Origin of the sequence: Nonomuraea sp. NPDC059007, from assembly GCF_042740555.1 — a bacterium.
Lineage (GTDB): Bacteria > Actinomycetota > Actinomycetes > Streptosporangiales > Streptosporangiaceae > Nonomuraea.
This window is the reverse complement of sequence record NZ_JBHYJD010000051.1, coordinates 26003-51284: the sequence shown is the minus strand read 5'-3', so window position 1 is coordinate 51284 and position 25282 is coordinate 26003. Positions and strand designations below refer to the sequence as shown.

At 72.2% G+C, this 25282-nt stretch carries 26 protein-coding genes; 17 read left to right on the top strand and 9 right to left on the bottom strand.

Going from position 1 to position 25282, the window contains the following annotated elements; genetic code table 11:
* Genes ACFWY5_RS47705 through ACFWY5_RS47665 form a run of 9 tightly spaced genes read left to right on the top strand, consistent with a single transcriptional unit; the run spans position 1 to position 11377 of the window.
* A complete protein-coding gene (locus ACFWY5_RS47705) occupies positions 1–1071 on the top strand; it encodes a DUF917 domain-containing protein (RefSeq protein WP_379624794.1) in 1071 nt (356 codons plus the stop codon).
* The gene (locus ACFWY5_RS47700) at positions 1061–2632 is read left to right on the top strand and encodes a hydantoinase/oxoprolinase N-terminal domain-containing protein (RefSeq protein ID WP_379624792.1); all 1572 of its coding nucleotides are present in this window, start codon (positions 1061–1063) and stop codon (positions 2630–2632) included. The genes ACFWY5_RS47705 and ACFWY5_RS47700 overlap by 11 nt, the downstream gene beginning before the upstream one ends.
* Before the next feature lie 30 nt (positions 2633–2662).
* The gene (locus ACFWY5_RS47695) at positions 2663–4312 is read left to right on the top strand and encodes an ABC transporter substrate-binding protein (protein WP_379624790.1); all 1650 of its coding nucleotides are present in this window, start codon (positions 2663–2665) and stop codon (positions 4310–4312) included.
* Entirely contained in the window at positions 4309–5277 is a 969-nt protein-coding gene (locus ACFWY5_RS47690) for an ABC transporter permease (RefSeq protein WP_379624788.1), read from the top strand. Before ACFWY5_RS47695 ends, ACFWY5_RS47690 begins: the two co-directional genes overlap by 4 nt.
* Positions 5274–6152: an ABC transporter permease gene (locus ACFWY5_RS47685; protein ID WP_379638864.1), complete on the top strand. Its 879-nt coding sequence runs from the start codon at positions 5274–5276 to the stop codon at positions 6150–6152. The genes ACFWY5_RS47690 and ACFWY5_RS47685 overlap by 4 nt, the downstream gene beginning before the upstream one ends.
* On the top strand, positions 6152–7096 hold the full coding sequence (locus tag ACFWY5_RS47680) for an ABC transporter ATP-binding protein (RefSeq protein WP_379624784.1): 945 nt from the start codon (positions 6152–6154) through the stop codon (positions 7094–7096). The genes ACFWY5_RS47685 and ACFWY5_RS47680 overlap by 1 nt, the downstream gene beginning before the upstream one ends.
* A complete protein-coding gene (locus ACFWY5_RS47675; RefSeq protein ID WP_379624782.1) occupies positions 7093–8094 on the top strand; it encodes an ABC transporter ATP-binding protein in 1002 nt (333 codons plus the stop codon). Before ACFWY5_RS47680 ends, ACFWY5_RS47675 begins: the two co-directional genes overlap by 4 nt.
* Positions 8070–9470: a serine hydrolase domain-containing protein gene (locus tag ACFWY5_RS47670; RefSeq protein ID WP_379638863.1), complete on the top strand. Its 1401-nt coding sequence runs from the start codon at positions 8070–8072 to the stop codon at positions 9468–9470. Before ACFWY5_RS47675 ends, ACFWY5_RS47670 begins: the two co-directional genes overlap by 25 nt.
* A complete protein-coding gene (locus ACFWY5_RS47665; RefSeq protein ID WP_379638862.1) occupies positions 9467–11377 on the top strand; it encodes a S9 family peptidase in 1911 nt (636 codons plus the stop codon). The genes ACFWY5_RS47670 and ACFWY5_RS47665 overlap by 4 nt, the downstream gene beginning before the upstream one ends.
* A gap of 57 nt (positions 11378–11434) precedes the next feature.
* Here the strand turns inward: ACFWY5_RS47665 and ACFWY5_RS47660 are convergent, their stop codons facing one another.
* Both ACFWY5_RS47660 and ACFWY5_RS47655 read right to left on the bottom strand, forming a co-directional pair.
* On the bottom strand, positions 11435–11959 hold the full coding sequence (locus tag ACFWY5_RS47660) for a choice-of-anchor D domain-containing protein (RefSeq protein WP_379638861.1): 525 nt from the start codon (positions 11957–11959) through the stop codon (positions 11435–11437).
* A 153-nt stretch (positions 11960–12112) separates the two neighbouring features.
* The gene (locus ACFWY5_RS47655) at positions 12113–12508 is read right to left on the bottom strand and encodes a hypothetical protein (protein ID WP_379638860.1); all 396 of its coding nucleotides are present in this window, start codon (positions 12506–12508) and stop codon (positions 12113–12115) included.
* Between the two features lie 182 nt (positions 12509–12690).
* Here ACFWY5_RS47655 and ACFWY5_RS47650 point away from each other — a divergent pair, with 182 nt between their 5' ends.
* The 3 genes from ACFWY5_RS47650 to ACFWY5_RS47640 all read left to right on the top strand — a co-directional run bounded on the left by ACFWY5_RS47650 (position 12691) and on the right by ACFWY5_RS47640 (position 16196).
* Entirely contained in the window at positions 12691–13686 is a 996-nt protein-coding gene (locus tag ACFWY5_RS47650) for a hypothetical protein (RefSeq protein ID WP_379638859.1), read from the top strand.
* A gap of 111 nt (positions 13687–13797) precedes the next feature.
* Positions 13798–14976 (top strand): cytochrome P450, encoded by a 1179-nt coding sequence (locus ACFWY5_RS47645; protein WP_379638858.1) that lies wholly within the window; start codon positions 13798–13800, stop codon positions 14974–14976.
* Positions 14973–16196, top strand: coding sequence for an MFS transporter (locus ACFWY5_RS47640; protein ID WP_379638857.1), 1224 nt, complete (start codon positions 14973–14975; stop codon positions 16194–16196). The genes ACFWY5_RS47645 and ACFWY5_RS47640 overlap by 4 nt, the downstream gene beginning before the upstream one ends.
* 6 nt (positions 16197–16202) lie before the next feature.
* Here the strand turns inward: ACFWY5_RS47640 and ACFWY5_RS47635 are convergent, their stop codons facing one another.
* On the bottom strand, positions 16203–16964 hold the full coding sequence (locus ACFWY5_RS47635) for an SDR family NAD(P)-dependent oxidoreductase (RefSeq protein ID WP_379638856.1): 762 nt from the start codon (positions 16962–16964) through the stop codon (positions 16203–16205).
* Positions 16965–17074: 110 nt separating this feature from the next.
* On the opposite strand from ACFWY5_RS47635, the gene ACFWY5_RS47630 reads away from it, so the two are divergent.
* Positions 17075–17677, top strand: coding sequence for a DUF998 domain-containing protein (locus ACFWY5_RS47630; RefSeq protein ID WP_379638855.1), 603 nt, complete (start codon positions 17075–17077; stop codon positions 17675–17677).
* A gap of 37 nt (positions 17678–17714) precedes the next feature.
* On the opposite strand, the gene ACFWY5_RS47625 is transcribed toward ACFWY5_RS47630, so the two are convergent.
* Complete coding sequence (locus tag ACFWY5_RS47625) at positions 17715–18038, bottom strand: hypothetical protein (RefSeq protein WP_379638854.1); 324 nt, start codon at positions 18036–18038, stop codon at positions 17715–17717.
* A 189-nt stretch (positions 18039–18227) separates the two neighbouring features.
* On the opposite strand from ACFWY5_RS47625, the gene ACFWY5_RS47620 reads away from it, so the two are divergent.
* Positions 18228–19385, top strand: a complete 1158-nt coding sequence (locus tag ACFWY5_RS47620; protein WP_379624761.1) for an alkaline phosphatase PhoX — start codon at positions 18228–18230, stop codon at positions 19383–19385.
* 54 nt (positions 19386–19439) lie between these two features.
* Here the strand turns inward: ACFWY5_RS47620 and ACFWY5_RS47615 are convergent, their stop codons facing one another.
* From ACFWY5_RS47615 to ACFWY5_RS47605, 3 genes are read right to left on the bottom strand one after another with little or no spacing between them, the layout of a single operon-like run.
* A complete protein-coding gene (locus ACFWY5_RS47615) occupies positions 19440–19583 on the bottom strand; it encodes a hypothetical protein (protein WP_379638853.1) in 144 nt (47 codons plus the stop codon).
* A gap of 29 nt (positions 19584–19612) precedes the next feature.
* Positions 19613–20335 (bottom strand): ATP-binding protein, encoded by a 723-nt coding sequence (locus tag ACFWY5_RS47610; protein WP_379638852.1) that lies wholly within the window; start codon positions 20333–20335, stop codon positions 19613–19615.
* The gene (locus tag ACFWY5_RS47605) at positions 20325–21194 is read right to left on the bottom strand and encodes an MEDS domain-containing protein (protein ID WP_379624757.1); all 870 of its coding nucleotides are present in this window, start codon (positions 21192–21194) and stop codon (positions 20325–20327) included. The genes ACFWY5_RS47610 and ACFWY5_RS47605 overlap by 11 nt, the downstream gene beginning before the upstream one ends.
* A gap of 148 nt (positions 21195–21342) precedes the next feature.
* On the opposite strand from ACFWY5_RS47605, the gene ACFWY5_RS47600 reads away from it, so the two are divergent.
* Both ACFWY5_RS47600 and ACFWY5_RS47595 read left to right on the top strand, forming a co-directional pair.
* On the top strand, positions 21343–22272 hold the full coding sequence (locus tag ACFWY5_RS47600) for a sulfite exporter TauE/SafE family protein (protein WP_379638851.1): 930 nt from the start codon (positions 21343–21345) through the stop codon (positions 22270–22272).
* Positions 22273–22378: 106 nt separating this feature from the next.
* Positions 22379–22765 (top strand): RrF2 family transcriptional regulator, encoded by a 387-nt coding sequence (locus tag ACFWY5_RS47595; protein WP_379638850.1) that lies wholly within the window; start codon positions 22379–22381, stop codon positions 22763–22765.
* On the opposite strand, the gene ACFWY5_RS47590 is transcribed toward ACFWY5_RS47595, so the two are convergent.
* Positions 22740–23291: a hypothetical protein gene (locus ACFWY5_RS47590; RefSeq protein WP_379638849.1), complete on the bottom strand. Its 552-nt coding sequence runs from the start codon at positions 23289–23291 to the stop codon at positions 22740–22742. The two genes, ACFWY5_RS47595 and ACFWY5_RS47590, sit on opposite strands and share 26 nt — an antisense overlap.
* A gap of 7 nt (positions 23292–23298) precedes the next feature.
* Positions 23299–23940 (bottom strand): TetR/AcrR family transcriptional regulator, encoded by a 642-nt coding sequence (locus tag ACFWY5_RS47585; RefSeq protein WP_379638848.1) that lies wholly within the window; start codon positions 23938–23940, stop codon positions 23299–23301.
* Positions 23941–24030: 90 nt separating this feature from the next.
* Between ACFWY5_RS47585 and ACFWY5_RS47580 the strand changes: the two genes are divergently transcribed.
* A complete protein-coding gene (locus ACFWY5_RS47580; protein ID WP_379638847.1) occupies positions 24031–25251 on the top strand; it encodes an MFS transporter in 1221 nt (406 codons plus the stop codon).
* Positions 25252–25282: the final 31 nt, after the last annotated feature.

The following is a 25282-nucleotide window of genomic DNA, read 5'->3' as shown; positions in this document are numbered from 1 at the left end:
ATGCAGCTGACCGAGAGTGACCTTCCAGCGCTGGCGCGTGGCTGTGCCGTCTTGGGGACCGGTGGCGGCGGCTCGGTGGAGACCGCCATCCCCAGCGCCCTGCAGGCGCTGCGCGAGCACGGCCCCGTCCCGCTGGTACGGCTGGCCGACCTCGACGACGACGCGCTCATCGTCCCGATGTCCAGCATCGGCGCCCCCACCGTCGGGCACGAGATGCTCGCCAGCGCCGAACAGCCCAAGCGGCTGCGCGAGGAGGTCGAGCGCATCGCCGGGCGCCCGATCTCCGCGATCATGGCCGGCGAGATCGGCGGCAGCAACGGCGTCGAGCCGCTCGCCTGGGCGGCGCAGCTCGGCCTGCCGATGCTCGACGCCGACGGCATGGGCCGCGCCTTCCCCGAGCTTCAGATGGTCTCGATGCACGTGGCGGGCCTGACCTCCGACCTGGTGATCCTGGCCGACGTCGTCGGCAACGTGGCCGCGCTGCGCCCGATCGACGCAATCTGGTCCGAACGGCAGGCACGGGCGCTCTGCGTGGCCAGCGGCGCGAGCACGATGATGGCCAACTACCTGATGTCCGGCGCGCAGGCCAGGGGCGCGGTCATCGAGGGCAGCGTCTCGGCCGCGCTCGACATCGGGCGCGCCACCATCGGCCAGGCCGACCCGGTCGCCGCCCTCACCGAACGGCTGGCCGCCCGCCGCCTGCTCGACGGCAAGATCGTCGAGGTCGAGCGGAACACCGGCGGCGGCTTCGTCCGCGGCGCCGTCGTCGTCGACGGCACCGGCTCCTACGCGGGCCGCATGGTGCGCATCGAGATCCAGAACGAGAACCTCGTCGTCTTCGAGTCCGGCGAGGTGCTGGCCAGCGTCCCCGACCTGATCACCGTGGTCGACACCCAGACCGCCGAGGCGGTCTCCACCGAGACGCTGCGCTACGGCCAGCGGGTCAGCGTCCTGGCCTGGGCCTGCGACCCGCTCTGGCGTACCCCGGAGGGCATGGCCGTCGTGGGCCCGCGCGCCTTCGGCTACCACATCGACTACCGACCTGTTGAGGAGCACGTGCATGTCGGCTGATCCCAAGCGCGATCTGAAGATCGGCATCGACGTCGGCGGCACGAACACCGACGCCGTCGTGCTCGACCGGTCGGACGCCATCGTGGCCAGGACCAAGCAGCCGACCACGCGGGACGTCACCGACGGCATCCGCAGCGCGCTGGCGGTGGTGCTCGGCGAGCTCGGCGAGCGCGAGCGGCAGGTGGGCCGGATCATGCTCGGCACCACCCACGCCACCAACGCCGTCCTGCAGCGCCGAGGGCTGAGCCGGGTGGCGGTGATCCGCCTCGGGGCGCCCGCCGCCACCGCCGTGGCGCCACTGACGACCTGGCCGGCGGACCTGCGCGAGGCGGTCGAGGCGGGGTCGGTGATGCTGGGCGGCGGCCACTTCGTCGACGGCTGGCCGATCGCCCCGCTCGACCGCGACGGCATCCGCCGCTTCCTGGGCTCGGTCGCGGGCCGGACGGAGGCGGTGGCGGTCACCGGCATCTTCAGCCCGGCCTCCGGCGAGCAGGAGCAGCACGTCGCCGAGATCGTCCGCGAGGAACTCGGCGCCGACGTGGCGCTGTCGCTCAGCCACGAGATCGGCTCGCTCGGCCTGCTGGAGCGCGAGAACGCGACCGTGCTGAACGCCGCGCTCTACCGCGCGGCGGGCGAGGTGACCCGGGCCCTGGACGCCGTGCTCGCCGAGCGCGGCCTGGACGCGGCGGCCTTCTTCGCCCAGAACGACGGCACGCTGATGGCCCTGGAGTACGCCTCCCGCTACCCGGTGCTGACCATCGGCTCCGGCCCGGCCAACTCGATCAGGGGGGCGGCGTTCCTGTCCGGGGTGGACGAGGCCATCGTGGTCGACGTCGGCGGCACCTCCACCGACCTCGGCGTGCTGGTACGCGGCTTCCCCCGCGAGTCGTCGTTCGCCACCGACATCGGCGGCGTGCGCACCAACTTCCGCATGCCGGACATCCTCAGCGTGGCCGTCGGCGGCGGCACCATCGTCGGCGGCACCCCCGAGGAGCCGGTCGTCGGGCCGGTCTCGGTCGGCTTCCGCATCACCTCCGAGGGCCTGTCCTTCGGCGGAAGCACACCGACACTCAGCGACGCCGGATCCCTGGCGGGCCGGGTCGCGCTGGGCGACGGGCTCCGGCCCCCGGCGCGTACCCGGGCCCTGCTGGACTCCGCGCTGCGGGTGGCCGACGCGGTCATCAGCGACGCGGTGGATCAGATGTCGCTGGGCCGGCGCGACCGGCCCGTCGTCGCGGTCGGCGGCGGCGCGTTCCTCGTGCCGGACGTCGTGACCGGCGCCGCCAAGGTGCTGCGTCCCGACAACGCGGACGTGGCCAACGCCGTGGGCGCGGCCATCGCCCTGGTCAGCGGCAGGTGGGAAACGCTGGCCCCGGCCGGCGAAGGCCGTAAGCAGGCCATCGAAGAGGCAAGTGAGAAGGCGGTCCACCGGGCCGTCCAGGCGGGGGCCGACCCCGCCACGGTGCAGGTGGTCGAGATCACCGAGACACCCCTGTCATACCTGCACGAGCCGGCGGTCCGCGTCAACGTCAAGGCCGCGGGCCGGCTGGGCTGGTTGTGAATCGGACATTAGGGATCGGAAAGGAATGCCATGTCCAAATCTCGTCGCCGGCGTGCGGCTCAGGTGTGGTGTGCCGTAACAGTGCTGGCCGCGGTGGCCACCGGGTGCGGCTCGGACGCCAAGCCCGCCGCCTCGTCCCCCTCCACCAGCGGCATCCTGAGCGTCGGCGTCACCGCCTCACTGGGCCGGATGACCTCGCTCAACCCCCTGGCCGACAACCTCTACGGTTCGTGGATCGCCCGGCAGCTGATCTATCCCGCGCTCGTCCAGCTCAACGGCACCAAGCTGGAGCCGTCATGGGCGAGCAAGTGGGACGTCTCCGAGGGCGGCCGCGTCTACACCTTCCACCTGCAGCCCGGCACCTGGTCCGACGGCAAGCCCCTCACCGCGCACGACGCCGCCTGGACGGCGAACTTCGAGCTGAAGCACGCCAGTGACGCCGCCGGTCTGGTCTCCTTCGCCCTCGAAGGGGTGAAGAGCGTCAAGGCCACCGACGACAAGACCCTGGTCGTCACCTACGCCGAGGCGATGCCCGAGAGCGTGCTCACCCTGCTGGCCAACTTCCACGTGCTGCCCAAGCACGTCTACGAGCCGCACGCGGGCGGCGACGGCTCGAAGATCCTGGCCTTCCGCCCGGAGGACAAGCTTCCCGCGGTCTCGGGCGGGCCGTTCACGGTGACCGAGTTCGCCGGCGACGGCACCACGATCTTCGAGCCCAACAAGGGCTACTTCGGCACCCCGCCGAAGGTCGGCGCCGTGGGCCTGCAGGTCTTCCAGAACGACGAGGGCCTGGCCCAGGCCCTGCGCGCCGGGACCGTCGCCTGGGGCTACGGCGGCGGCTCCGCCGTGGCCGCCTCGGTCAAGGGCGCCGCCGGCCTGAAGGTGGCCGCCTCCCCCTCCCAGGAGGTCGCCATGCTCAACATCAACACCAACCCCAAGAAACGCGACAACCCCGAGCTGAAGCAGGTCCAGGTCCGCGAGGCGATGTCGCTGGCGCTCGACCGCGCCGAACTCGTCGAGGTCGTGCTCAACGGGTACGGCAGGCCCGGCCGCAGCGTCCTGGCCCCCTTCCAGGACGAGTGGATCCCGAAGGACCTGCAGGCCGACCCGCACGACCCGGCCAAGGCCAATGGCATCCTCGACGGTCTCGGCTACAAGCGCGGCGCCGACGGCATCCGCGTGACCCCGGCCGGCGACCGCATGTCCTACTCCGTCGTGGTCTGGAAGGAGATCAGCCGCGTGGCCGAGATCCTGCAGAAGAACCTGGCGGAGGTCGGCATCGAGCTGAAGCCCGACATCGCCGCCGACTACACGGCCGCCGTCACCAAACCCGACGGCAAGTACCTGGACTTCGACCTGGCCTACTCCTACTGGACGCTCTCCCCCGACCCGGGCGGCACGCTGAGGGTCTACAGCTGCGACAGCTGGGGCAGCGTCAACTTCGCCGGGTTCTGCGACAAGGACTACGACACGCTGCTCACCAAGCAGCGCGGCATGCTCGACCCGGCCGAGCGGACCGCGGCCGTCGGCACGCTGCAGAAGACGCTCCTGCGCGACACGCGGGCCGTCCTGCCGCTCTACCACGCCGAGACCGTGCACGTCGTCCGCCAGGACTGGGCCGGCATCGAGACCCAGCGCTTCGGACCGGGTCTCTGGACCCAGATCCACCGCGTGTCATGAACCGGGGCGGTTACCTGGTCCGGCGCCTCGCCTCGGCCCTCGCCACCGTCGCGGCGGCGGCCGTGATCAACTTCGTGCTCTTCCGGGCCGCGCCGGGCGACGCGGCCACGCAGTACCAGATGTGCCGGACCTGCAGCGCCGAGTTCCGCGACTACCTGCGCGCGGAGCTCGGCCTGGACCGGCCGCTGCTGGAACAGTTCTGGCTGTACGTCACCGCGCTGCTGCGCGGGGACCTCGGCCACTCCTTCCAGACGCGGCGGCCCGTGTGGGACGAGCTGGCGGGCCCGCTGGCCAACACGCTGCCGATGGTCGGGCTCGGGCTGGCCTTCGGGCTCGCGCTCGGCCTGGTCATCGGGGTCGTCGCGGCCTGGCGGCGGGGCACGGCGGCCGACTGGGCGCCGCTGTCGGCCTCGATGTTCCTGTCGGTGCTGCCCATCCAGTGGATCGGGCTGATGTTGCTGCTGCTGTTCGGCGGCGCGCTGCCGACCGGCGGCATCTCCGACCCGTACCTGCGCTTCAGCGATCCGACGTGGTGGCAGGTGCTGGGCGACCGGCTGGAGCACCTGGCGCTGCCGTCGCTGGCGATCGGGCTGGCCTGGTGCGGCTCGTGGGCGCTGATCGCGCGCTCGGCACTGGTCGGGGCGCTCGGCGAGGACTACATCCTCACCGCGCGCGCCAAGGGCCTGACGAGCTGGCGGATCGTCCGCCGCTACGCGCTGCCGAACTCGCTGCTGCCGATCACCACGCTGATCTTCCTCACGTTCGGCTACATCGTGGCCGGGTCGTTGCTGGTGGAGACCGTGTTCTCCTATCCGGGCATCGGGCTGGCCCTCTACCAGGCGGTCCAGAACCGCGACTACGCCGTGCTCCAGGGCGGGTTCCTGCTCCTGACGGCGGCGATCGTGGTCGCGAACCTGCTGGCCGACCTGCTCTATCTCAAGCTCGATCCGAGGATCAGGACATGAACGTGCTGCGCAGGTATCCGGGCGGCGCGCTCGGGGCGGTCATGCTCGCCGCGATCGTCGTCCTGGCCGTGCTCGCCCCGTGGATCGCGCCCTACGCGAGCCACGAGAAGGTCGGCGCGGTCTACCAGCCGCCCTCGGCGGCGCATCCGCTCGGCCTGGACGACGCCGGCATCGACATGGTGACGCTCCTGCTCTGGGGCGCCCGCACGTCGCTGCTGGTCGGGTTCGCCGCCGCGCTCATCGCCGTCGTGGTCGGCGGCGTGATCGGCCTGACCGCGGGGTACGCGGGCGGGCGCACCGACGCCGTGCTGATGCGGCTGACCGACTACATGCTGGTGATCCCCGACATCCCGCTGCTGCTGATCGTCGCGGCGGTGTGGGGGCGCAGCATGACCGGCGTCGTGGCCATCATCGGGCTGCTGTCGTGGCCCCGGCTGGCGCGGGTGGTGCGCGCGGAGGCGCTGAGCGTGCGCGAACGCGCGTACGTGAAAAGGGCGCTGACCATCGGCGCGGGGAACCTGCGGATCGTGGCGACCCACGTGCTTCCGCACGTCGTGCCGCTGCTGCTGACGCTGGCGATCTTCGCGGTGGGCAACGCCATCCTGGTCGAGACCGCCATCGCCTTCCTCGGCCTCGGCGACCCGTCGGCCCTGTCCTGGGGGCGGCTCATCCAGAACGCCTTTGCCGGGCAGGCCGTCTCCCGCGACGCCTGGTGGGCGATCGTGCCGCCCGGTCTGGCGGTCGGCTGCCTGATCCTGGCGTGCACGCTCATCGGCCGGGCGCTGGAGGACCACCTCAACCCCCGGTTGCGCGCCGGGCATCTGTCGGTGCGGACCTTCCGCCTGGCTCCGGTTCCGTCGGGAGGTGAGCGCTGATGTCCGCTCCGCTGCTGGAGGTCCGCGACCTGCACGTCTGGTTCGACCTGCCCCAGGGCAGGGTGCACGCGCTGCGCGGCCTGGACGTCACGGTCGGCGCGGGCGAGGGCCTGGGCCTGGTCGGCGAGTCGGGCTGCGGCAAGACCACCGCGATCCTGGCCATGATGGGACTGCTGCCGCCCTCGGCGACGGTCGCCGGGCAGGTCCTGCTCAACGGCGAGAACATCCTGGCCAAGGGCGAGGCGAGCGTACGCCGGCACCGCTGGACCGACCTGGCCATGGTCTTCCAGGGCGCCATGAACGCCTTCAGCCCGGTCGCCACCGTCGGCGCCCAGATCGCCGAGCCGATGCGCCTGCACCGCGTCGCCGAGGGCAAGCGGGCCACGGCCCGCGTACGCGAGCTGCTGGAACTCGTCGGCATCCACCCCGACAAGGCGAGCCGCTACCCGCACGAGTTCTCCGGCGGCATGCGCCAGCGCGCGGCCATCGCGATGGCGCTGGCCTGCGAGCCGAAGGTGCTGCTCGCCGACGAGCCCACCACCGCCCTGGACGTGATCGTGCAGGCCCAGGTGCTCGACCTGCTGGACCGGCTGCGCACGGAGCTGGGGCTGGCGGTCGTCCTGGTCACCCACGACCTGCCCGTGGTCGGCCGCGTGTGCGGGCGGGCCGCGGTCATGTACGCGGGCCGGGTGGCCGAGAACGCCGACATCGGCGACCTGCACCTGCGCCCCGGCCACCCCTACAGCCGCGCGCTGTTCTCCGGCGGCGCCATCGCCGGCGCGCCGCCGCGCCTGGACGAGGAGTGGCCGGGCTGCGCGTTCGCTCCGCGCTGCGAGCACGCCGAGGACCGCTGCCGCACCCAGGCGCCGCGGCTGGTCCCGCTCGGCGCGCGGCAGTCCAGCGCCTGCCATCTCGCCGCATCGATCGCCGGAGGTACGGCATGAGCCTGCTCGAAGTCGACGGCCTGGCCACGCACTTCCGCCTGCGCGGACGGCCGCGCCGGGTGGTGCGCGCGGTGGACGGCGTCTCCTTCACCGTCGGGCCCGGCGAACTGCTTGCCCTGGTGGGCGAGTCCGGGTCGGGCAAGACGACCACCGCCCAGTCGGTGCTGCGGATGGCCGACCCCACCGCGGGCACGGTCAGGTTCGCCGGCCAGGACATCACCGGCCTGAGCAGGCGCCGGCTCAAACCGGTACGCCGCCGCATGCAGGTCGTCTTCCAGGACCCCTACGAGTCGCTGGACCCGCGTTTCCGCATCGGCCGCTCGGTGGCCGAGCCGCTGGCCGTCCACGGCGTCGGCACCCGCGCCGAACGCCGCGGCCTGGTCCTGGCCGCCCTCGAACGCGCCGGCCTGTCACCGGCCGCCGCCTTCGCCGACCGCTTCCCGCACGAGCTGTCCGGCGGCCAGCGGCAGCGGGCGGCCATCGCCGCCGCCCTGGTCCTGGAGCCCGACCTGCTGGTCGCCGATGAGCCCGTCTCGATGCTGGACGTGTCCGTACGCGCCGGGGTGCTGGCGTTGTTCGACGAGCTGCGGGCCGCCGGCCTGGGCATCCTGATGATCACGCACGACCTGTCCACGACGGCCGCGCACGCCGACCGGATCGCGGTCATGTACCTGGGCCGCATCGTCGAGGAAGGACCCGCGGCCGAGGTCATCGCCAACCCGGTCCACCCCTACACGCGCGCGCTGGTCGCCGCCGTCCCCCGGGCGGGCGAGGAACGCCGCCCGATCCCCATCAAGGCCGGTGAGCCGCCGGACCCGGCCGCCATCCCCGCCGGGTGCCGCTTCCATCCGCGCTGCCCGGTCGCGCGGGAGGAGTGCCGCCGCGACGATCCGGCCCTGGCCGTGGTCTCCGGGGCGCATCGTGCCGCGTGCCCAGTGAACCTGCCGCCTGCCGTACCGACCGAGGAGGAGCAGTGCGCCCCGTCCCGTCCCCGATGAACCCGCCCCCCGTCCTCGCCGCCGGCCTCGACGAGATCGTGGTGTCCGCGCTGGCCCGCCACCGGGTGCCCGGCTGCTCGGTCGCGATCGCGCACGGCGGGCGGCACTGGACCGGCGCGTACGGCCTGGCCAGGACCGACCCCGAGCAGCCGTTCCTGCCGCAGACGCGGGTCCCGGTCGCCTCGATGACCAAGCCGTTCACCGCCACGGCGGTCCTGGCGCTGGCCGAGGCCGGTGCCGTCGACCTGGACCAGCCGGTACGCCGCTACCTGCCCGGCTTCCGCGTCGCCGACGACTCGGCCACCGCGTCGGTGACCGTGCGGCACCTGCTCACCCATCTGACGGGCTGGCTGGGCGACGAGCCCGAGTTCGTCACCGACCGGGGGGACGGCGCGCTGGCCGCGCAGGTGGCCGCCTTCTCGGCGCTGCCGCAGTTCCTGCCGCCCGGCACGACCTTCTCCTACTGCAACACCGGCCTGGACGTGGCCGGGCGGCTGGTCGAGGTGGTGAGCGGGCAGAGCTACGAGTCGTTCGTCGAGGACCGCGTCCTGACCCCGCTCGGCATGACCGGCTCGACCTTCTTCGCCGAACGCGTGGTCTCCCAGCCCGCCGCCGCCGGCCACACCCGCGAGGACGACGGCGCCCCGTACCCGGTCCAGGACGCGTGGCTGCTGCCCCGCGGCGTCAACCCCTCCGGCGGCCTGATCTCCACGGCCGGCGACCAACTGCTCTGGATGCGCTGGTGGCTGGGCGAACTGGACGTGGCCGGGCCGCTGTCGCCGCGTACCCGCGAGGCGATGATCTCCGACCCGGTGCCCGTGCGGGCGGGACAGGCCGCGACCGGGCTCGGCTGGCACCTCGACTACCTGCCGCGCGGGGCGTCGCGGGTGAGCGCCGTCTACCACGAGGGCAGCCTGCACGGCACCGCCACCGTCTGCCGCTTCGTGCCCGAGGCGGACCTCGCGGTGGTGGTGCTCACCAACGCCGACGACGGGCAGCTGGCCTACCGGGAGATCAGCGACGCGCTGCTGGCCGAGCTGGCCGGGATCGGCCAACCCGACCGGAAGGTCTTCCGGGACACCGGCGAACGAGAGCTCGCCCCCTACGCGGGCGCCTACAGCACCCCCGAGCGGCAGGACACGTCCTCGCGCGTCGAGGTCACCGCCGGGCCGGGCACCCTGCGCCTGCGGGTGTCGACCGTCCACTACGACCGGCCGCTGGAGATGGGCGCGGGCCGCGTCGAGGCCGACGAGTTCGCGCTCCTGGACGGCCCGTGGCGCGACGAGCCCCTCGCGTTCCTGCGTGAACCCACCGGCGGCCTGCTCGGGCTCCGCATCGCCGGCCGTGTCTTTCTCTACCAAGGAGGTACCGCGTGAAGCGCCGCCTGACGCTCGACGACCTGTGGGACTTCGCGATCCCCAGCTCCCCCGCCCTGTCCCCCGACGGCTCGCGCGTCGTCTACGCGCTGCGCACCGCCGAGCGCGAGCCCGACCGCAACGTGCGCGCACTGTGGATCGTCGGCACCGCCGGTACGGCGGGGCCGCGCCGGCTGACCAACGGCCCGTCCGACGGCGCGCCGGCCTGGTCGCCGGACGGCTCCCGGCTGGCGTTCCTGCGCGAGGGCCAGCTGTTCGCCCTGCGCCCGGACGGCGGCGAGCCGGAGCGGCTCACCGACCTGCCGCTCGGCGCCGGAGCGCCCCGCTGGAGCCCGGACGGCCGGCGGATCGCCTTCTCCGCGGCGGTACGCGTGGCCGAATCCTGGCCGGGCGGCCCCGTGGTCGTCGACCGGCTCGGCTACAAGGCCGACGGCGCCGGGCTGCGCGCCACCGTCCGGAGCCAGGTGCACGTCCTCGACGTGGACACCGGCGAGGTGCGGCAGATCACCTCCGGCGACTGGGACGCCGGCGAGCCCGCCTGGTCACCGGACGGAACCCGGCTGGCCTACACCTCGGGGGCCGGGCAGAACGCCGACCTGACGCTGACGGCGGCGCCGTACGTGGTGGACCTCGACGGCGGGCGGCCGCGGCCGGTCGGCGACGAGAAGGGCTGGTTCGGCGGCGTCCACTGGTACCCGGACGGCTCGGCGCTGCTCGCGGTCGGCCTGCCGGAGGTGCGCATCGGGCACACGCGGCTGGTGAAGCTCCCCCTGGACGGCGGCCCGCCCGTCGACCTGACCCGGGACCTGGACCGCAACGTGATGCCGGGCGGCCCGGAGTGGCCCGGCGGCGCCCCCCGCTTCACCCGCGACGGCGCGCACGTGCTCTTCTGCGCCCGCGAGCGCGGCAGCACCCTGCTGTACCGGGTGCCCGCGGACGGCGGCCGTCCGGAACCGGTCCTGACCGGCAGCGTCTCCGGACTGAGCACCTCCCCCGGCGACGTCACCGCGGTCGTCACCGTCACCACGCGCTCCCACGGCGAGATCGCGCTGGCCGACCTGGAGACCGGGCAGGTGCGTGAGCTGACCGCGCACACCGCGACCGCGCTGCCGGACGTGGAGTTCATCCAGCCGCAGGAGCGGGAGTTCACGATCGGCGACGGGAGCACCGTCCACGGCTGGATCCTGCGCGAGCCCGGCGCCACCGGCGCGGGACCGCTCCTGCTGGACGCGCACGGCGGCCCGCACCTGGCCTGGGCGCCCCACCTCGAACCCGCCCACCCCTACCACCAGCTACTGGCCGCCCAGGGCTGGACCGTGCTCCTGCTCAACCCGCGCGCCAGCGACGGCTACGGCGAGGACTTCTACGCCGCCAGCGTCGGCCACTGGGGCACGGGCGACGAGCGCGACTTCCTCGACCCCGTGGAACAGCTCATCGACGAGGGCGTGGCCGACCCCGACCGGCTGACGATCTGCGGCTACAGCTACGGCGGCTTCACCACCTGCCACCTGACCACGCGTACCGACCGCTTCGCCGCCGCCGTGGCCGGAGGGCCGGTGACCAACCTGCTCAGCATGTCCGGCAGTTCCGACGACAGCCACGTCTTCGCCGCGCTGGAGTTCGGCGGCGACGTCTACGCCGGGGGCGAGCTCCTGCGGGCGCAGTCACCCATCGAGCGCGTACGGCACGTGCGCACCCCGACCCTGCTCGTGCACGCGATCAACGACGACCGCTGCCCGGTGGGCCAGTCGGAGGAATGGTTCACGGCACTGCGCACGCTCGGCGTCCCCACCGAAATGGTCCTCTACCCCGACGAGTCCCACCAGTTCCTGGTAGACGGCCGCCCCTCGAACCGGGTGGACTACAGCCGCCAGATCGTCCGCTGGCTCACCACCCACGTCCACTGACACCTCAGACCGGCGCGGATGCCACCCGGCCGGGCGCCGGGTCCCGGGCGGGCTCGGCTATCCGGCCGGTTGGCTCGACTCGGGTGTGGGCTCGTCGGTGGGCTGCTGGGTGCCCTGTCCGGTGACCTTGACGTAGGTGGCGTCGCCCTTGAGGTTCTGGTGGATCACCAGGGTCGCCGAGCCGCTCGATCCGGTGCTCGCCGGAGCGAACCACACCTTGAGCGCGCACTCGTCATCGACGTCAAGAGCCTGGCCGGCGCAGGCGTTGTCGTGCTGGAAATCGCCGGGGTTGTCGCCCTCGAACTCGATGTCGGTGATTTTCAGCGTGGCCGTTCCCGTGCTCAGCACCCGCACTTCTTGCGCGCAGCTGTCGCCCTCGCAGGAAAAGGTCAGTGATTTCGGTGTCACGGCGATGCCAGGGGCTTTTTTCGGCCCGCCGGGAAAGCTCTCACGTACCGTTTCGCGTTGCGTTCCCGCGCTTCCCGTTTCTCCGGAGCCCCAGGGCAGCGGCACCTGACGGGACGTGATCAGTGCGCCGGTGATCGTCGCCGCGGCGGCGATCAATGCCGCGGCGATCGCCACACCTCGGGTCGACATGATGCCCCTCCGAACGTTGCCACGAATCCGGCGGATTCAGTTTTCCGACGTCGAAGGCGCGGCGTCCGCAGGTTTGTCCGGCCGCGCCTTGAGCGCATTCTCGCTTTTCGCCGGGGCCCGCGAATGAGTAGGCCCTACTCATTCCGCCCGGCGCCGGCGGGCGAACCACGCCCGCGACGACGGCGGCACGAACAGCAGGACGATGACGGCGGCGCCGGCCAGCGCCATCACGGACGCGCCCGCGAGGACGGCGGGCGGCGCGCCCGTGCCCGCCAGCGCGTCGGCCAGCGTGGTGCCCCCGTACAGGACGACGAAGGCGCCGAAGAAGGCGGCCAGGAGGCGGGGGCCACGCCATCCCGGCCACAGTCCGCGGGCGATCGCCGCGCCGAGGAGCCCGAAGGCCACCGGCAGGACGGCGCCGCGCGGCAGGCCGCCCGCGATCAGAAGGGCGCCGGTGCCGAGGAGCAGCGCGGCGACGACGCCGACGGCGACCACCGCGCCGATCACGGGCGCCGGGGGCAAACGTTCGCTCATGACACCAACATGGCCGGGACGGGCCGGGGTGAAACCTGTTTCATGACCTCCTCCAGAACGAATGTTTACTCATGGAGTTGATCTTGTTAGTATCGGGTTTCTTATCGGTGATGATGGATTTTGACACCATAGACAGAATCCTCGGCGCGCCACCCGCATATCCGGCATGGCGGGTCGCGCATATGGCCGCGAAGGCGGGGATATTGGCCACCTGGTTGTCCTCGGCGCAGGCCCGGGACATCGAGCTCACCGGCGCGGCGACGGCCTATCTGGAACGGGCCCGCCGCCGGGTCGCCGAGCTGGCCAGAGTGGGTGAGGAACAGGCCGCGGCGCACGGGCTGACCGTGCTCAAGGGGCGCAGGATCGCCGCCCACATGCCCGGATGGATGCTGCGCCAGTCGGGGGACGCCGACCTGGTCGCGCCCGGCGAGGAGGCGCTGTGGCGCTGCGTCCTGGACCTGTCGGCGCGTTATGACGCCGTCCCGCAGGGCGTGAGCGTCATGGACGGAGAATTCGGACGGCATATCTGCGTGGCCATGAAGTGGCCGGCCGAGGAACCCCATCTCGACAAACCGATGGGCGCCGACGTCTCCACCTGTGCGTTCACCGGCGACCTGAAGGGAGTTCCGGTAAGGGCCGTTCCGCCGGAACATGATGATTTATGCGGACTGTTCGCCGTGGCCGAGGAAAGGTTCCAGCGCAAATTCCGGATTAAGGACCTCCTCGACTTTTCGGTGCTCGCCGGCCTCGCCGAGCGGCGTCTGGGCGACGCGCTGGTGAGCGTGGTCCGCGAGCACGCCGAGGCGCTCGCGCTCGCCCCCGAGCTGCGCGCGCTCATCAGGAAGACCGAGCCCTGGTCACCCCTCTCGCGCCGCTGGCGCGCGACCCTGGACGAACTAGGCCCACCGGCCAAGGCCGAGAAGGCGCGCAGGCGGCCCGGCCGGGCGGGGGTCGCGCGGGTGCGGTTCGGCTTCCCGCTGGACACCGTGCCGAGCCGCGAGATGCGGGCCACCGTCCACCGCAGGGCGGGCGGCGACGTCGCCACCACCCCGCTCGGCAGCTGCCTGCTGGTCGAGACCCCCGTGCTCACCGAGGACGTCGTGGCCGAAGCCCTCGGCCACGCACGGACACTCGCCGCAGAAGGAGGTGAATCCCATGCGTCACATCGTGACCGCTGAATTCAAGATCATGACCACTGTCACGGTCAAACCCGGCAAGTAGCGCGACGGCGGGACGCTCCTCGGGCCGCTGGGGAGCGACCGCCCCTCGTCACCCCCTGGAGATCACGCATGACGGCAGGCTCATACCCCTTCGGCCCACCCGACCTGCTGCGCCTTCATCCCCGTTTCGCGCAGTTGCGCGACAGCGAGCCGCTCTCGCGGGTCCGGATGCCCTACGGCCGCGAAGGCTGGCTCGCGACCCGCTACGAGGACGTGCGCGCGATCATCTCCGACCCCCGCTTCAGCCGGGCGCGGGCGGCCGGCGCCGACGTGCCGCGTATGACGCCCCTGCCCGGCGGCGCCGGCTCCATGGCGATGATGGACGCGCCCGAGCACACCCGGATGCGCCGCCTGGTCTCCAGGGCGTTCTCCCTGCGGCGGATCGAGGAGCTGCGGCCCTCGGTGACCGCCCGCGCCGAGACGCTCCTGCGCGACCTGCGCCCGCCCGCCGACCTCATGCGGGACTTCGGCACGCCGCTCGCGCTGATGACGATCTGCGACATGCTCGGCGTCCCGTACGGCGAGCGCGACCGGTTCGGCGGGTGGGCGGAGGTCGTGGTGACCACCACCGCCTACACCGCCGAGGAGGTCGAGCGCGTCCTGGGCGAGTTCGCCCAATATCTGCTGGAACTGGTCGAGCGGCGGCGCGCCGTACCGCGGGACGACCTGCTGAGCGAGCTCGTGCACGCCCGCGACAGCGAGCGGAGCCTCAGCGAGCAGGAGCTGGTCACCTTCCTCGGCAGCTCGCTGACCACCGGCCAGGACAACGTGGCCAAGCAGGTCGGCAACATGGCCTACACGCTGCTGACCGAGCCCGGCCTCTACCGCGACCTGGTCGAACGGCCCGGCGCGATCCCGGGCGCGGTCGAGGAACTGCTGCGCTACCTCGTCATCAGCCCCGGCCTCGGCATCGCCAGGATCGCCACCGAGGACGTCGAGATCGGCGGGCGGACCATCCGCGAGGGCGAGGCGGTGCTCGTCTCCTTCGCCTCGGCCAACCGCGATCCCGTCGCCTTTCCCGATCCCGATCGGATCGACGTGGAGCGTGAAGGAGGCGCGCACCTGACGTTCGGGCCGGGGCTGCACCACTGCCTGGCCGCCTCGCTGGTGCGGATGGAACTGCAGGAGGCGGTCCGGGCGCTCGTGCGCGTCTGTCCCGATCTGCGGCTGGCCGTACCGGAGGAGGAGGTCGAGTGGCTGACCACGGCGATCACGATCGGACCGGTGCGGCTGCCGGTGCGGTGGTGAGTCTCTGGCGGCACGCCGACTTCGTGCGGCTGTGGTCGGCGAACACCGTCAGCCAGCTCGGCAGCCGCGCCGGCGCGATCGCCGTCCCGCTGGTGGCGGTCACCGCGCTGGCGGCCACGCCCCTGGAGATGGGGCTGCTCAACGCCGCGGGCACGGTCGGCGCGCTGCTGTTCGGGCTGCCCGCGGGCGCCTGGGTGGACCGGATGCGGCGCCGGCGCGTCCTGCTCACCGCCGACGTCACGCGGGCGCTGCTGCTCCTGTCGATCCCCCTCGGGTACGCCGCGGGGGTGCTCACAGTCTGGCAGCTCCTGGCCGTCGCCCTGCTGGTGAGCATCGGGACGATCTTCTTCGACGTGGCCCACCTGGCGTACGTGCCGGCGCTGGTCGAGCGTGAGCGGCTGATCGAGGCCAACGCCAAGCTGCAGGCCAGTTACTCCGTCGCCGTGGTGACCGGGCCCAGCCTCGGCGGGCTGATCGCGGGGCTGGCCGGGGCGGCCGCGACGGTGTCGGTCACCGCGGTGACGTTCCTGACCTCGGCCGGGCTGCTGCGCCGTATCCGCACCCCCGACCCCGCGCCCGCGGCGGCGAGCGGGCAGGGGACGCTCGCCGACATCGGCGAGGGGCTGCGCTATCTGCTGCGTGACCCGGCGCTGCGCGCGATCGGCTTGTGCACCGGCAGCGTCAACCTGTTCATGTCGATGGTCGCGGCGCTGCTGGTGCTGTTCCTGACCCGCGAGCTGGGGCTTTCGCCGGTGATGACCGGTCTGGTGGCCGCCGCGTCCGGCGCGGGCGGGGTGCTCGCGGCCGTGACCGTCAAGAGGTGGACGCGCGCGTTCGGTCCCACCCGCACGATCGTGCTGTCGCTGCTGCTCACCGAGCCGCTCGGCGTGCTGATGGCGCTGTCCTCGCGCGGCTGGGGGGTCGTGTTGTTCGTCTGCGGCTGGTTCGCCTGCGGGTACGGCGGGACGCTCTACAACGTCGTCCAGGTCAGCTACCGCCAGAGCGCCTGCCCCGATCATCTGCTCGGCCGGGTCCAGGCGGCCAACCGGTTCCTGGCCTTCGCCATGGCCCCGGCCGGCGGGCTGCTGGGCGGCGCGCTGGGCACCTGGCTGGGCGTGCGGCCCACCATCCTGATCGGCGTCCTGGGCGCGGTCGCCTCGACGCTGTGGCTGATCCTGTCGCCGCTGCGGCGGGCGAGCGGCACGCCGTCAGCCGCCTGAGCGCGTTCACACGGCCGCGTCGCCACCGTCGAGCACCAGGTCGGCGCCGGTCATCCAGGACGACTCGTCCGAGGCCAGGAACACGGCGGCGCCCGCGAAGTCGGCCGGGCGGCCGGGACGGCCCAGCGGGATGTCCTTGCTGCGCTCGTGCCACAGGTCGGGGTCGTCGCGCCACTGCGGGGAGTTGGCCTTGGTGGCGGTCAGGCCGGGAGAGATCGTGTTGACCCGGATGCCGTACCGCGCCAGCTCGTACGCGGCGCTGCGGGTCAGCATCGACAGCCCGGCCTTGCTGGACTGGTAGTGGGCCATCGCGCTGACCGCCTTGAAGGCGCTGATGGAGCTGATGTTGATGACGCTGCCCGGCGCGCCCTCCTCGCGCAGCCGCGCGGCGAAGGCCTGGGTGGCGAAGAAGGGGAAGCGCAGGTTGACCGCCATCACCCGCTCGTACTCCTCCGGCGTGAGGTCCAGGAACCCGGTCCTGGTCGTCGTGGCGGCGTTGTTCACCAGGACGTCGGCGACTCCCAGGGCCCGGCCCGCGGCCTCCATCAGTTTCCGGACGCCGCCGGGGTCGGCGCCGTCCAGCAGCATGTAGTGCGCCCGCACGCCGTACCCGCGTAGCTCGGCGAGGGTGTCGCGGGCCGCCTCCTCGTCGCGCAGTGCGGTGAGGAACACCTCGCAGCCCTCGCGGGCGAAGGCCACGGCGATGGCCCGCCCGATGCCGTTGGCGCCGCCGGTGACGATGGCCCGCCGCCCCTTCAACCTGTCCATGTGTCCGCCCGTCCGCTGTAGAAGATCGTTTGACGACACCCTAGCCACCTGGAACGCCGACGATCAGAATCGTCTTGACAAAAGTTTTTGTCGGCGAAATGCTCTGAGGCATGAACAGAACCCTTCTGATGTGCGGCGTCCTCGCCGGCCCCCTCTACGTCCTGGTCTCCCTGGCCCAGGCCCTCACCCGTGAGCCCTTCGACCTCACCCGCCACGCCGCCAGCCTGCTGAGCAACGGCGACCTCGGCTGGATCCAGATCGCCAACTTCGTGATCACGGGGGCGCTCGTGATCGCCTTCTCGTACGCGCTCAAGCGGCCCTGGGCCCCCTGGCTCATACGCGTCTACGGCCTCGCCCTCATCGGCGCCGGGGTCTTCGTCGCCGACCCCGCGCTCGGCTTCCCCGCCGGCACCCCCGACGGCCCGCCCGCCGCCATCACCTGGCACGGCATGCTGCACTTCGTCGCCGGCGGCATCGGCTTCCTGTGTATGATCGCCGCCTGCCTGCTCCACGCCCGCCGCCACGCCGCCGAGCGCCGGACCGGCTGGGCCCTCTTCTCCGCGCTGACCGGCGTGCTGTTCCTCGCCGCCTTCGCCGGCATCGCCTCCGGCAACGCCTCCGCCCTGATCAACGTGGCCTTCGCGCTGGCCGTGGTGCTGTCGTGGTCCTGGATCGCCGCCACCGGCCTGCGCTTCCTGCGCGAGGCCCGGTGAACCCCGCCGCGCCACAGGCACGGCGGGGCCCCGCGGGTCAGACCGAGTACCTGCAGAGCAGCGCCTGGCTCACCCCCTGGGAGTAGCCGATGAAGTTCCACGTCGGGTGGAAGTACACGCAGGCCTGGCCCGGGTTGCCCGCGCCCGTGAAGACCAGGCCGGGCGTGCCGAAGCGGTAACAGTTGAGCCAGCCGTTGTAGAAGCCGATCCCCGAGGTGGGGTTGACCTGGGCGGCGCAGTACCCGCCGAGGGCCAGCGGGCTGAAGACGTCCTCGACGACGGCGGTGGCATGAGCCTGGGCGGGGGCGGCGGACAGGGCGAGCAGGGCTGCGGAGGCGAGCACGGCGAGACGACGGAGCATGGAACCTCCATGGACCAGGGGGAATGGTGCTTGATCGCAGTATTAAATAGGAAACTTTCCTATGCAATAGATGACTTTCCGGATGCACCGGCGCATCGGCGCGGCCTCGACCAGAATGGGACACCGGGCGTTCACGGATGGTGCCTACTCTCGGGTTTTGACACCCCCGGCCAGGAAAGGGTCACACCGATGAAGAGACGCAACTTCCTGCGTGCCTCGGTACTCGGCGCCGGCACCATGGCGCTGCCCTTCACCCTCTGGGAAGGCACGGCGCTGGCCGCGCCCGCCCAGAACGCGCCAAGCCCCTACGGCCCGCTGGGCTCCGCGGACGCCAACGGCATCCTGCTGCCCGCCGGCTTCACCAGCCAGGTGATCGCCCGCTCCGGCCAGACGGTCCCCGGCACCTCCTTGACCTGGCACAACGCCCCCGACGGCGGCGCCTGCTTCGCCGACGGCGCGGGCTGGATCTACGTCTCCAACTCCGAGATCAACCCCGGCGGCGGCGCCTCGGCGATCCGCTTCAACTCCTCCGGAGCCGTGCAGTCGGCCCAGCGCATCCTCACCGGCACCCGGCAGAACTGCGCGGGCGGCAAGACGCCGTGGAACACCTGGCTGTCGTGCGAGGAGGTGAGCCGCGGGTTCGTCTACGAGTCCTATCCCTTCGGCGGCGCCGCCGTACAGCGGGGCGCCATGGGGCGGTTCAAGCACGAGGCCGCGGCCGCCGACCCGGTCCGCCGGGTGATCTACCTGACCGAGGACGAGAGCAACGGCAGGTTCTACCGCTTCGTCCCCACGACCTGGGGTGACCTGTCCAGCGGCACCCTGCAGGTACTCGTCGCCGGGTCTTCCACCTCGGGCTCCTTCAGCTGGGCGAACGTCCCCGACCCCGACGGCTCCCCCACCGCCACCCGCAGCCAGGTCTCCGGCTCCAAGTCCTTCAACGGCGGCGAGGGCTGCCACTACGCCGACGACACCGTCTGGTTCACCACCAAGGGCGACAACCGGCTCTGGCAGCTCAACCTGGCGAACAACACCTACGAGCTGGCCTACGACGACAGCCTGGTCAGCCCCGGCAGCCCGCCCCTGACCGGCGTCGACAACGTGACCGGCTCGACCGGCGGCGACCTGTACGTGGCCGAGGACGGCGGCAACATGGAGATCTGCATGATCACCCCGAACGACCAGATCTCGGTGTTCTTGCGCATCAGCGGCCAGGGCTCGTCGGAGATCACCGGCCCGGCGTTCAACCCCGCGGGCAACCGCCTGTACTTCTCCTCCCAGCGCGGCACCAGCGGCTCGTCCTCCGGCGGCATCACCTACTGCGTGACCGGCCCGTTCCGTCCCTGACCGGTCCGGCGCCTCAGGTCCATGACGCGGCTGATGTGCCGGGCGCCCGGCGCATCAGCCGCGCTGGTCGAACAGCAGCCCGTACCGGTCGATCCGCCACAGCTGGGCTTGGCCGCCCAGGTGGTGGGCTCGACGGGGCGGCGAAGCGGTCCACACGCTCCAGGGGTTGGCATGTTTCTTCCAGGTCTGCTCAGTCATGCCCATACCCGGGGACAGACGCCGCGGGTTCACTCGTCGATGGACTCCGACAGTGCGGGGTCCAGGGTTTCGAGACGTCCGCGAAGGTAGGCCGGCACACCGGTCAGGCTCAGCTCGCTGCGCTGGCGCAACGTGACCAGGGCGGCCAGACCGTCGGCGTCCCACGGGCCGGCGTCGGTCAGGTCCAGCACGAGGCTGGGCAGCGTCCGCGTACGCTCCAGCAGTTCCAGCGCCGCGCTCCGGTCGAACAGGCCGGACAGGCGCAGCACCACACGCCCGTTGTCGTGGTCCGGCCGGATGCTCGCGGGCTGCCCGGCGGCGCCGGGCAGCGCCATGGCGACGGTGGTGTGCGTCCCGCCGTGGCCCGTGGACATCGTCTGCTCGTCGGCCAGCGTGCGCACGATCCACAGGCCGTGACCGTGCGCGCGGGGCCACGGCTCGGAGGGCGGGCCGGCGTCCTCGCGGCCGGGATCGCTGACCCGGAACCACAACATCCCGTCCCGCGTCCAGAGGGTCATCGTGCCGTGCCCGCCTCCGTGTCGCACCGCGTTCATGGCCAGTTCGTGGACGGCGATGACCAGGTCGGCGACCCGTCCGGCGGGCAGTCCCGCCTCGGTGGCGTGGGCCTCGGCGCTCGCCCTCAGCGCGTAGAGGGAGTCGCCGGTGAAGTCCTGTCTGAGCAGGACGTCGCGGCCGGGCGGACCTGTCTGCTCCGCGCCGGCCGGCTGGTCAAGGGGCTGGTCACCGTTCATCGGCGGTTTCCACCGTAACACCCGCGATATCGGTCGCGCCGAGCAGCACGAAACGCGCGCTGATCGTGGAGTGGCAGCGCAGCACCACCTTGCGGTCCGGGCAGATGCTGCGCGCGCAGTCGAGGATCATCCGCGTGCAGGCTACGTCGATGAAGGACAGCTCGGTCATGTTGACGGTGACGTCCGCGTCGCCGCGGATGACCTCCGCCAGCGCCAGGGCCAGGGACTCCGCCGCCGTGGAGTCGATCTGCCCGGCCAGCCGGACGCCCGGCGGCGCGTACTGCCGGCAGATGCGCAGCAGCGGATCGTCGTGGTAGGTGGCGGCGGCGACCGAGCGCGTGTGGAAGGCGGACACCGACGCGAGCGTGACCGGGTCGAAGCGCTCGCGGTCGTACTGGCACAGCACCGACACGCGGGTGCCCGCCAGCGTCTCGGCGATCTGCCGCTCGAAGGCGGGCAGCTGCTCGACGCCCTGGACCGGGCTCAGCGCCCAGCCCATGTCGATCGCCACGCGCAGTCCGCTGTGCGCCTGCTCGGCCTCGTCGCGCTGGGCGCGCAGCCACCGCATGGCGTCCTCCAGCGCGAACTGCCGGCCGGACAGCAGCCCGTCCTGCCAGGCCACGATCCGCATCCGCCCGTTCTCGCCGGCGTGCCGGACCGCGAGGCCGCGCCGGTCGAGCTCGGCGCGGGCCGCCTGCGGCTCCTCGCTCAGCCACACCACCCGCAGCCCTTCCGCCAGCCCGTCGCGGATGTAGGCGGCGGTCAGGTCGAGGTACTCCTCGCGCTCGCCGAAGGTGAGGCAGGCGTGGTCGTCCAGCGTCAGATCCGTGATCTGCGAGTCCGCGTCGATCGACCCCAAGACCCCACCCACTCTCGCTCCGGCGTGCCGCTGTCACAGCTTAGTGATGGAGACGGCCGAGTTGCGCCCGGTGACTTGACCTGACCCCTTCCCAGCATTCATGATAATCCCGACCGATATAGCAGGAAAAGCGGGAAAGGCGGATGCAGTGCGATCACTCATCCTGCTGGGCCTGGTCGGCCTGGCCGCGCAGCTCGTCGACGGCAGCCTGGGCATGGCCTACGGCGTCACCTCCACCACATTGCTGCTGGCCATCGGCACCAACGCCGCCGCCGCGTCAGCGACCGTCCACCTGGCCGAGATCGGTACCACGCTGGCCTCCGGAATCTCCCACTGGCGCTTCGGCAACGTCGACTGGAAGGTCGTCGCCAAGATCGGCGTCCCGGGCGCGATCGGCGCCTTCGCCGGAGCCACGTTCCTGTCGAGCCTGTCCACCGAGCTCGCCGCCCCGATCATGTCGGTCATCCTGCTGACCCTCGGCGTCTACATCCTCATCCGCTTCACCGCGTTCGGGCTGCCGCGCGGCAACCTGGGCAAGCCGCTGCGCAAGCGCTTCCTCGGCCCGCTCGGCCTGGTCGCCGGGTTCGTGGACGCCACCGGCGGTGGCGGCTGGGGCCCCGTCGGCACCCCCGCGATCCTGGCCAGCGGCCGCATCCCCCCGCGCAAGGTGATCGGCTCGATCGACGCCAGCGAGTTCCTGGTGGCCATCGCGGCCAGCGTCGGCTTCCTGGTCGGCATCGGCTCGGAGAACATCAACTTCGCCTGGGTCGGCGTCCTGCTGCTCGGCGGCGTGATCGCCGCACCCATCGCCGCCTGGCTGGTGCGCCACATCCCACCGCGCATCCTGGGCTCGGCGGTCGGCGGTGTGATCATCCTGACGAACGTGCGTACCCTGCTGCGCAGCGACTGGATCGACGCGCCCGGCAACGTGCAGGCCATCGCCTACGTCCTCATCGCGCTCCTCTGGGTCGGCGCCATCGTCTACTCGGTACGCGAGTACCACCGCGACAAGGCGAACGAGTCGGTGGAAGCCGTGGACTCCGAGCTGGAGCGGCAGGACGAGCCCACCCCGGCCTGAGCCACCCGTGATTCGCCCACGATGCCCCCGGACGCGAGCCGGGGGCATCGCGCTTTTTCCGAAGGAGTGCCTCCTTGAGATCAGCTCACCGCCGCGGGGAACGCTGATGCGGATCTCCGCCAGAACCCGGTACGCGCTGCGCGCCATGTGCGCCCTGGCCACCGCCCCGGCACCGGTACACGCCCACCAGATCGCCGCCGGCCAGGACATTCCGCGCCGCTTCTGCGACAGCATCCTCCTGCACCTGCGCCGCGCCGGGCTGATCCGTAGCCAGCGCGGCCCCGAGGGCGGCTACTGGCTGGCCCGCCCGGCCGGGGACATCACCCTGGCCGACGTGATCGCCGTGACGGAGGGGGCCGAGCCGCCCGCCGCCCGCTTCCCCGGCGCCGCCGCCCCGCTGACCGAGGTGTGGGAGCGGCTGCACGACTACGAGACGGCGCTGCTGGGCGAGGTCACGCTGGCCGACGTCACCAAGCGGCCTTCCCGCTCCTGACGTACGGCCGGATCTTGACGAAGTACACCACCGCGCCCCAGGCCAGGGCCAGCAGGAGGAAGATTAGCGCGATCCGGCCGTTGCCCGACGCCGCCGACTCGCTCCTGGCGACGTACTCGGCGGCGGTGTAGACCGGCCTGCCGTCGACCACGGCCCCGACCGCGTGGATCCGGTTGCTCCCGTCCGGGTAGCGGGTGGCCGAGGTGAAGGCCGCCTCGGCGTCCTCGAGGATCTCCAGGCGTACGCGCATACCCGCCTTGACCCCGCCCGCCGGAGTCGTGTCCAGCCGGAACGCGACGTTCCGCGGGCGGCCGGTCAGCGTGAGCAGGTAGTCGACGCGGCTGGACTGGCGGTTGCCGCTGCCGGCCTGGGTCCTGGAGACGTCGAAGGTGGCGACGATCCCCTCGACCACCTTGACCTCGGCCATGGTGAAGTCCGGCTCGCTCTTGCCACCCCGGTCGTTGAAGAAGATCGCGAAGCCCAGCAGGACCAGAGCGGGCATGACCCACCGGATGATCGCTTTCACCGGGCGACTATCTCATATCCACGAACATCCGCTCGATCCCATCCAAAGCGATCGTCAGCTTGCCGGCGAACCACTCCTCGTGGCCCGGACCGGCGGCCCGGGTGATGATCTCCAGCACCCGCGGGTCGAAGTTGCCGGTCCAGGCGCGCGGCGGCTCGCGGTCGCCCTCCAGCGCGCCGGCCAGCATGAAGTCCCGTGACAGGACGGTGTTGCAGGCCAGATCCAGGACGAAGTCGACGGCGAGCGTGGCCTTGTCCGGCGGCAGCCCCTGCTTGATCAGGTCGAGGCACAGCCGGTTGAACGCGGCGATGAGCTCGTCGTTGGCCAGCAGGCGCCGGCCCGCCGCCATCATGAGGCCCGGGTTGTCGCGCAGGATGCCCCAGACCGTCCAGGCGGCGCCTTCCAGCAGGTCGCGCCAGTGGGCGCCCCCGGCCGGCCACGCGGCCTGCCTGATCAGCAGCGTCACGCCGGTGTCGACGAGGTCGTCCTGGCCGCCGATGTGACGGTAGAGGGTCGCCTGGTTGACCCCGAGCCGCTGGGCGATCGCGCTCACGGACAGCTCGACGAACCCGTGCTCGACGACGGCCCTGGCCACGGCCTCCCGGTCGACCACCCGGGGGCGGCCGCCCTTTCTGGTCGGTTCGCGCATGGGTCCAGTATGAAGGTTTTGCGAATGCCGTTGCAAAACAGCGCGAGCCGCCACTACGGTAAGGCTTACCTAAGTCCCCCGAGGAGTGTCATGGCGCGGCTACGCGTGCTCTACCTGAGCGTCTTCATCATCTTCCTGGGCCAGCAGACCCTGAACCCGCTGATCGCGCCGCTGGCCCGCGAGGTCGGCCTGGCCGACTGGCAGGTCGGCGTCATGATCAGCACCTCGGCCGTCGTCGTCGTGCTCACCAGCCAGTTCTGGGGCCGCAAGTCCGCCCAGTGGGGCCGCAAGCCGGTGCTGGTCGGCGCCCTGACCGGGGCCACGGTGGCGATGCTGGCCTTCGCCGTCCTCGCGCACCTCGGGATCGCCGCGCTGCTCTCGGGCGCGCTGCTGTTCGGCCTGCTCGTGCTGACCAGGGGCGTGCTGTTCGGCGTCGCGTTCGCCGCGGTGCCGCCCACCGCCCAGGCGTACGCCGCCGACGCCACCGAGACCGAGCGCGACCGCCTGGCCGCGATGGCGGCGATCGGGGCCGCCCAGGGCATCGCGATGATCGCCGGAGCGGGTGTGGGCGGGCTGCTCGGCGGTTTCGGCATGCTGACCCCGCTCTACGCCGTCCCGCTGATCCTCGCCGTCGGCGCCGTGCTCGTCGCGGTCCTGGTCAAGCCGCAGGGCGCCCGCGAACTCGTGGCCGCGCCGCCCCGCGTGCACCCGCTGGACCGGCGGGTGTGGCCGTACCTGCTGACCGGGTTCGGGATGTTCACCGCGCTCGGTTTCGTGCACATCCTCATCGGCTTCCTGCTCCAGGACCGCAACGGCCTGTCGGCCACCCAGACCGCGGGCGCCACGGGCGGCACCCTGCTCGCCGCCGGGGTCGGCATGCTGCTCGCGCAGGTGGTCATCGTGCCCAGGGTCGGCTGGCCCGCGCGGCGGCTGATGCGCGTCGGCGCCCTGGTCGCGCTGGGCGGCCTGGCGCTGCTGCTGCCCGACCTCGGCCTGCCGGTGTTCGTCGCCGCCGTGCTGATCATCGGGCTCGGGCTCGGGCTGGCCATCCCCGGCTACACGGCGGGCCCGACGTTCGCGATGACGAAGGAGGAGCAGGGCGGCCTGGCCGGGGTGGTGGCCGCGAACAACGCGCTCACGTTCGTCCTCGCGCCCACCCTCGCCACCTCCCTGTACGCGCTGTCGCCCCTGGTCCCGCTCGTCACCGCCGTCGCCATCATGTGCCTGGTGATCGTCCTGCTCTACACCCACCCGCTCTTCCGGAGGGACGGGGCCCGGCCCGAGGAGCCCGCGGCGGCGCGGCAGGGATAAAGTGGCTGGCCGACGACCGAGAGTGAGGGGA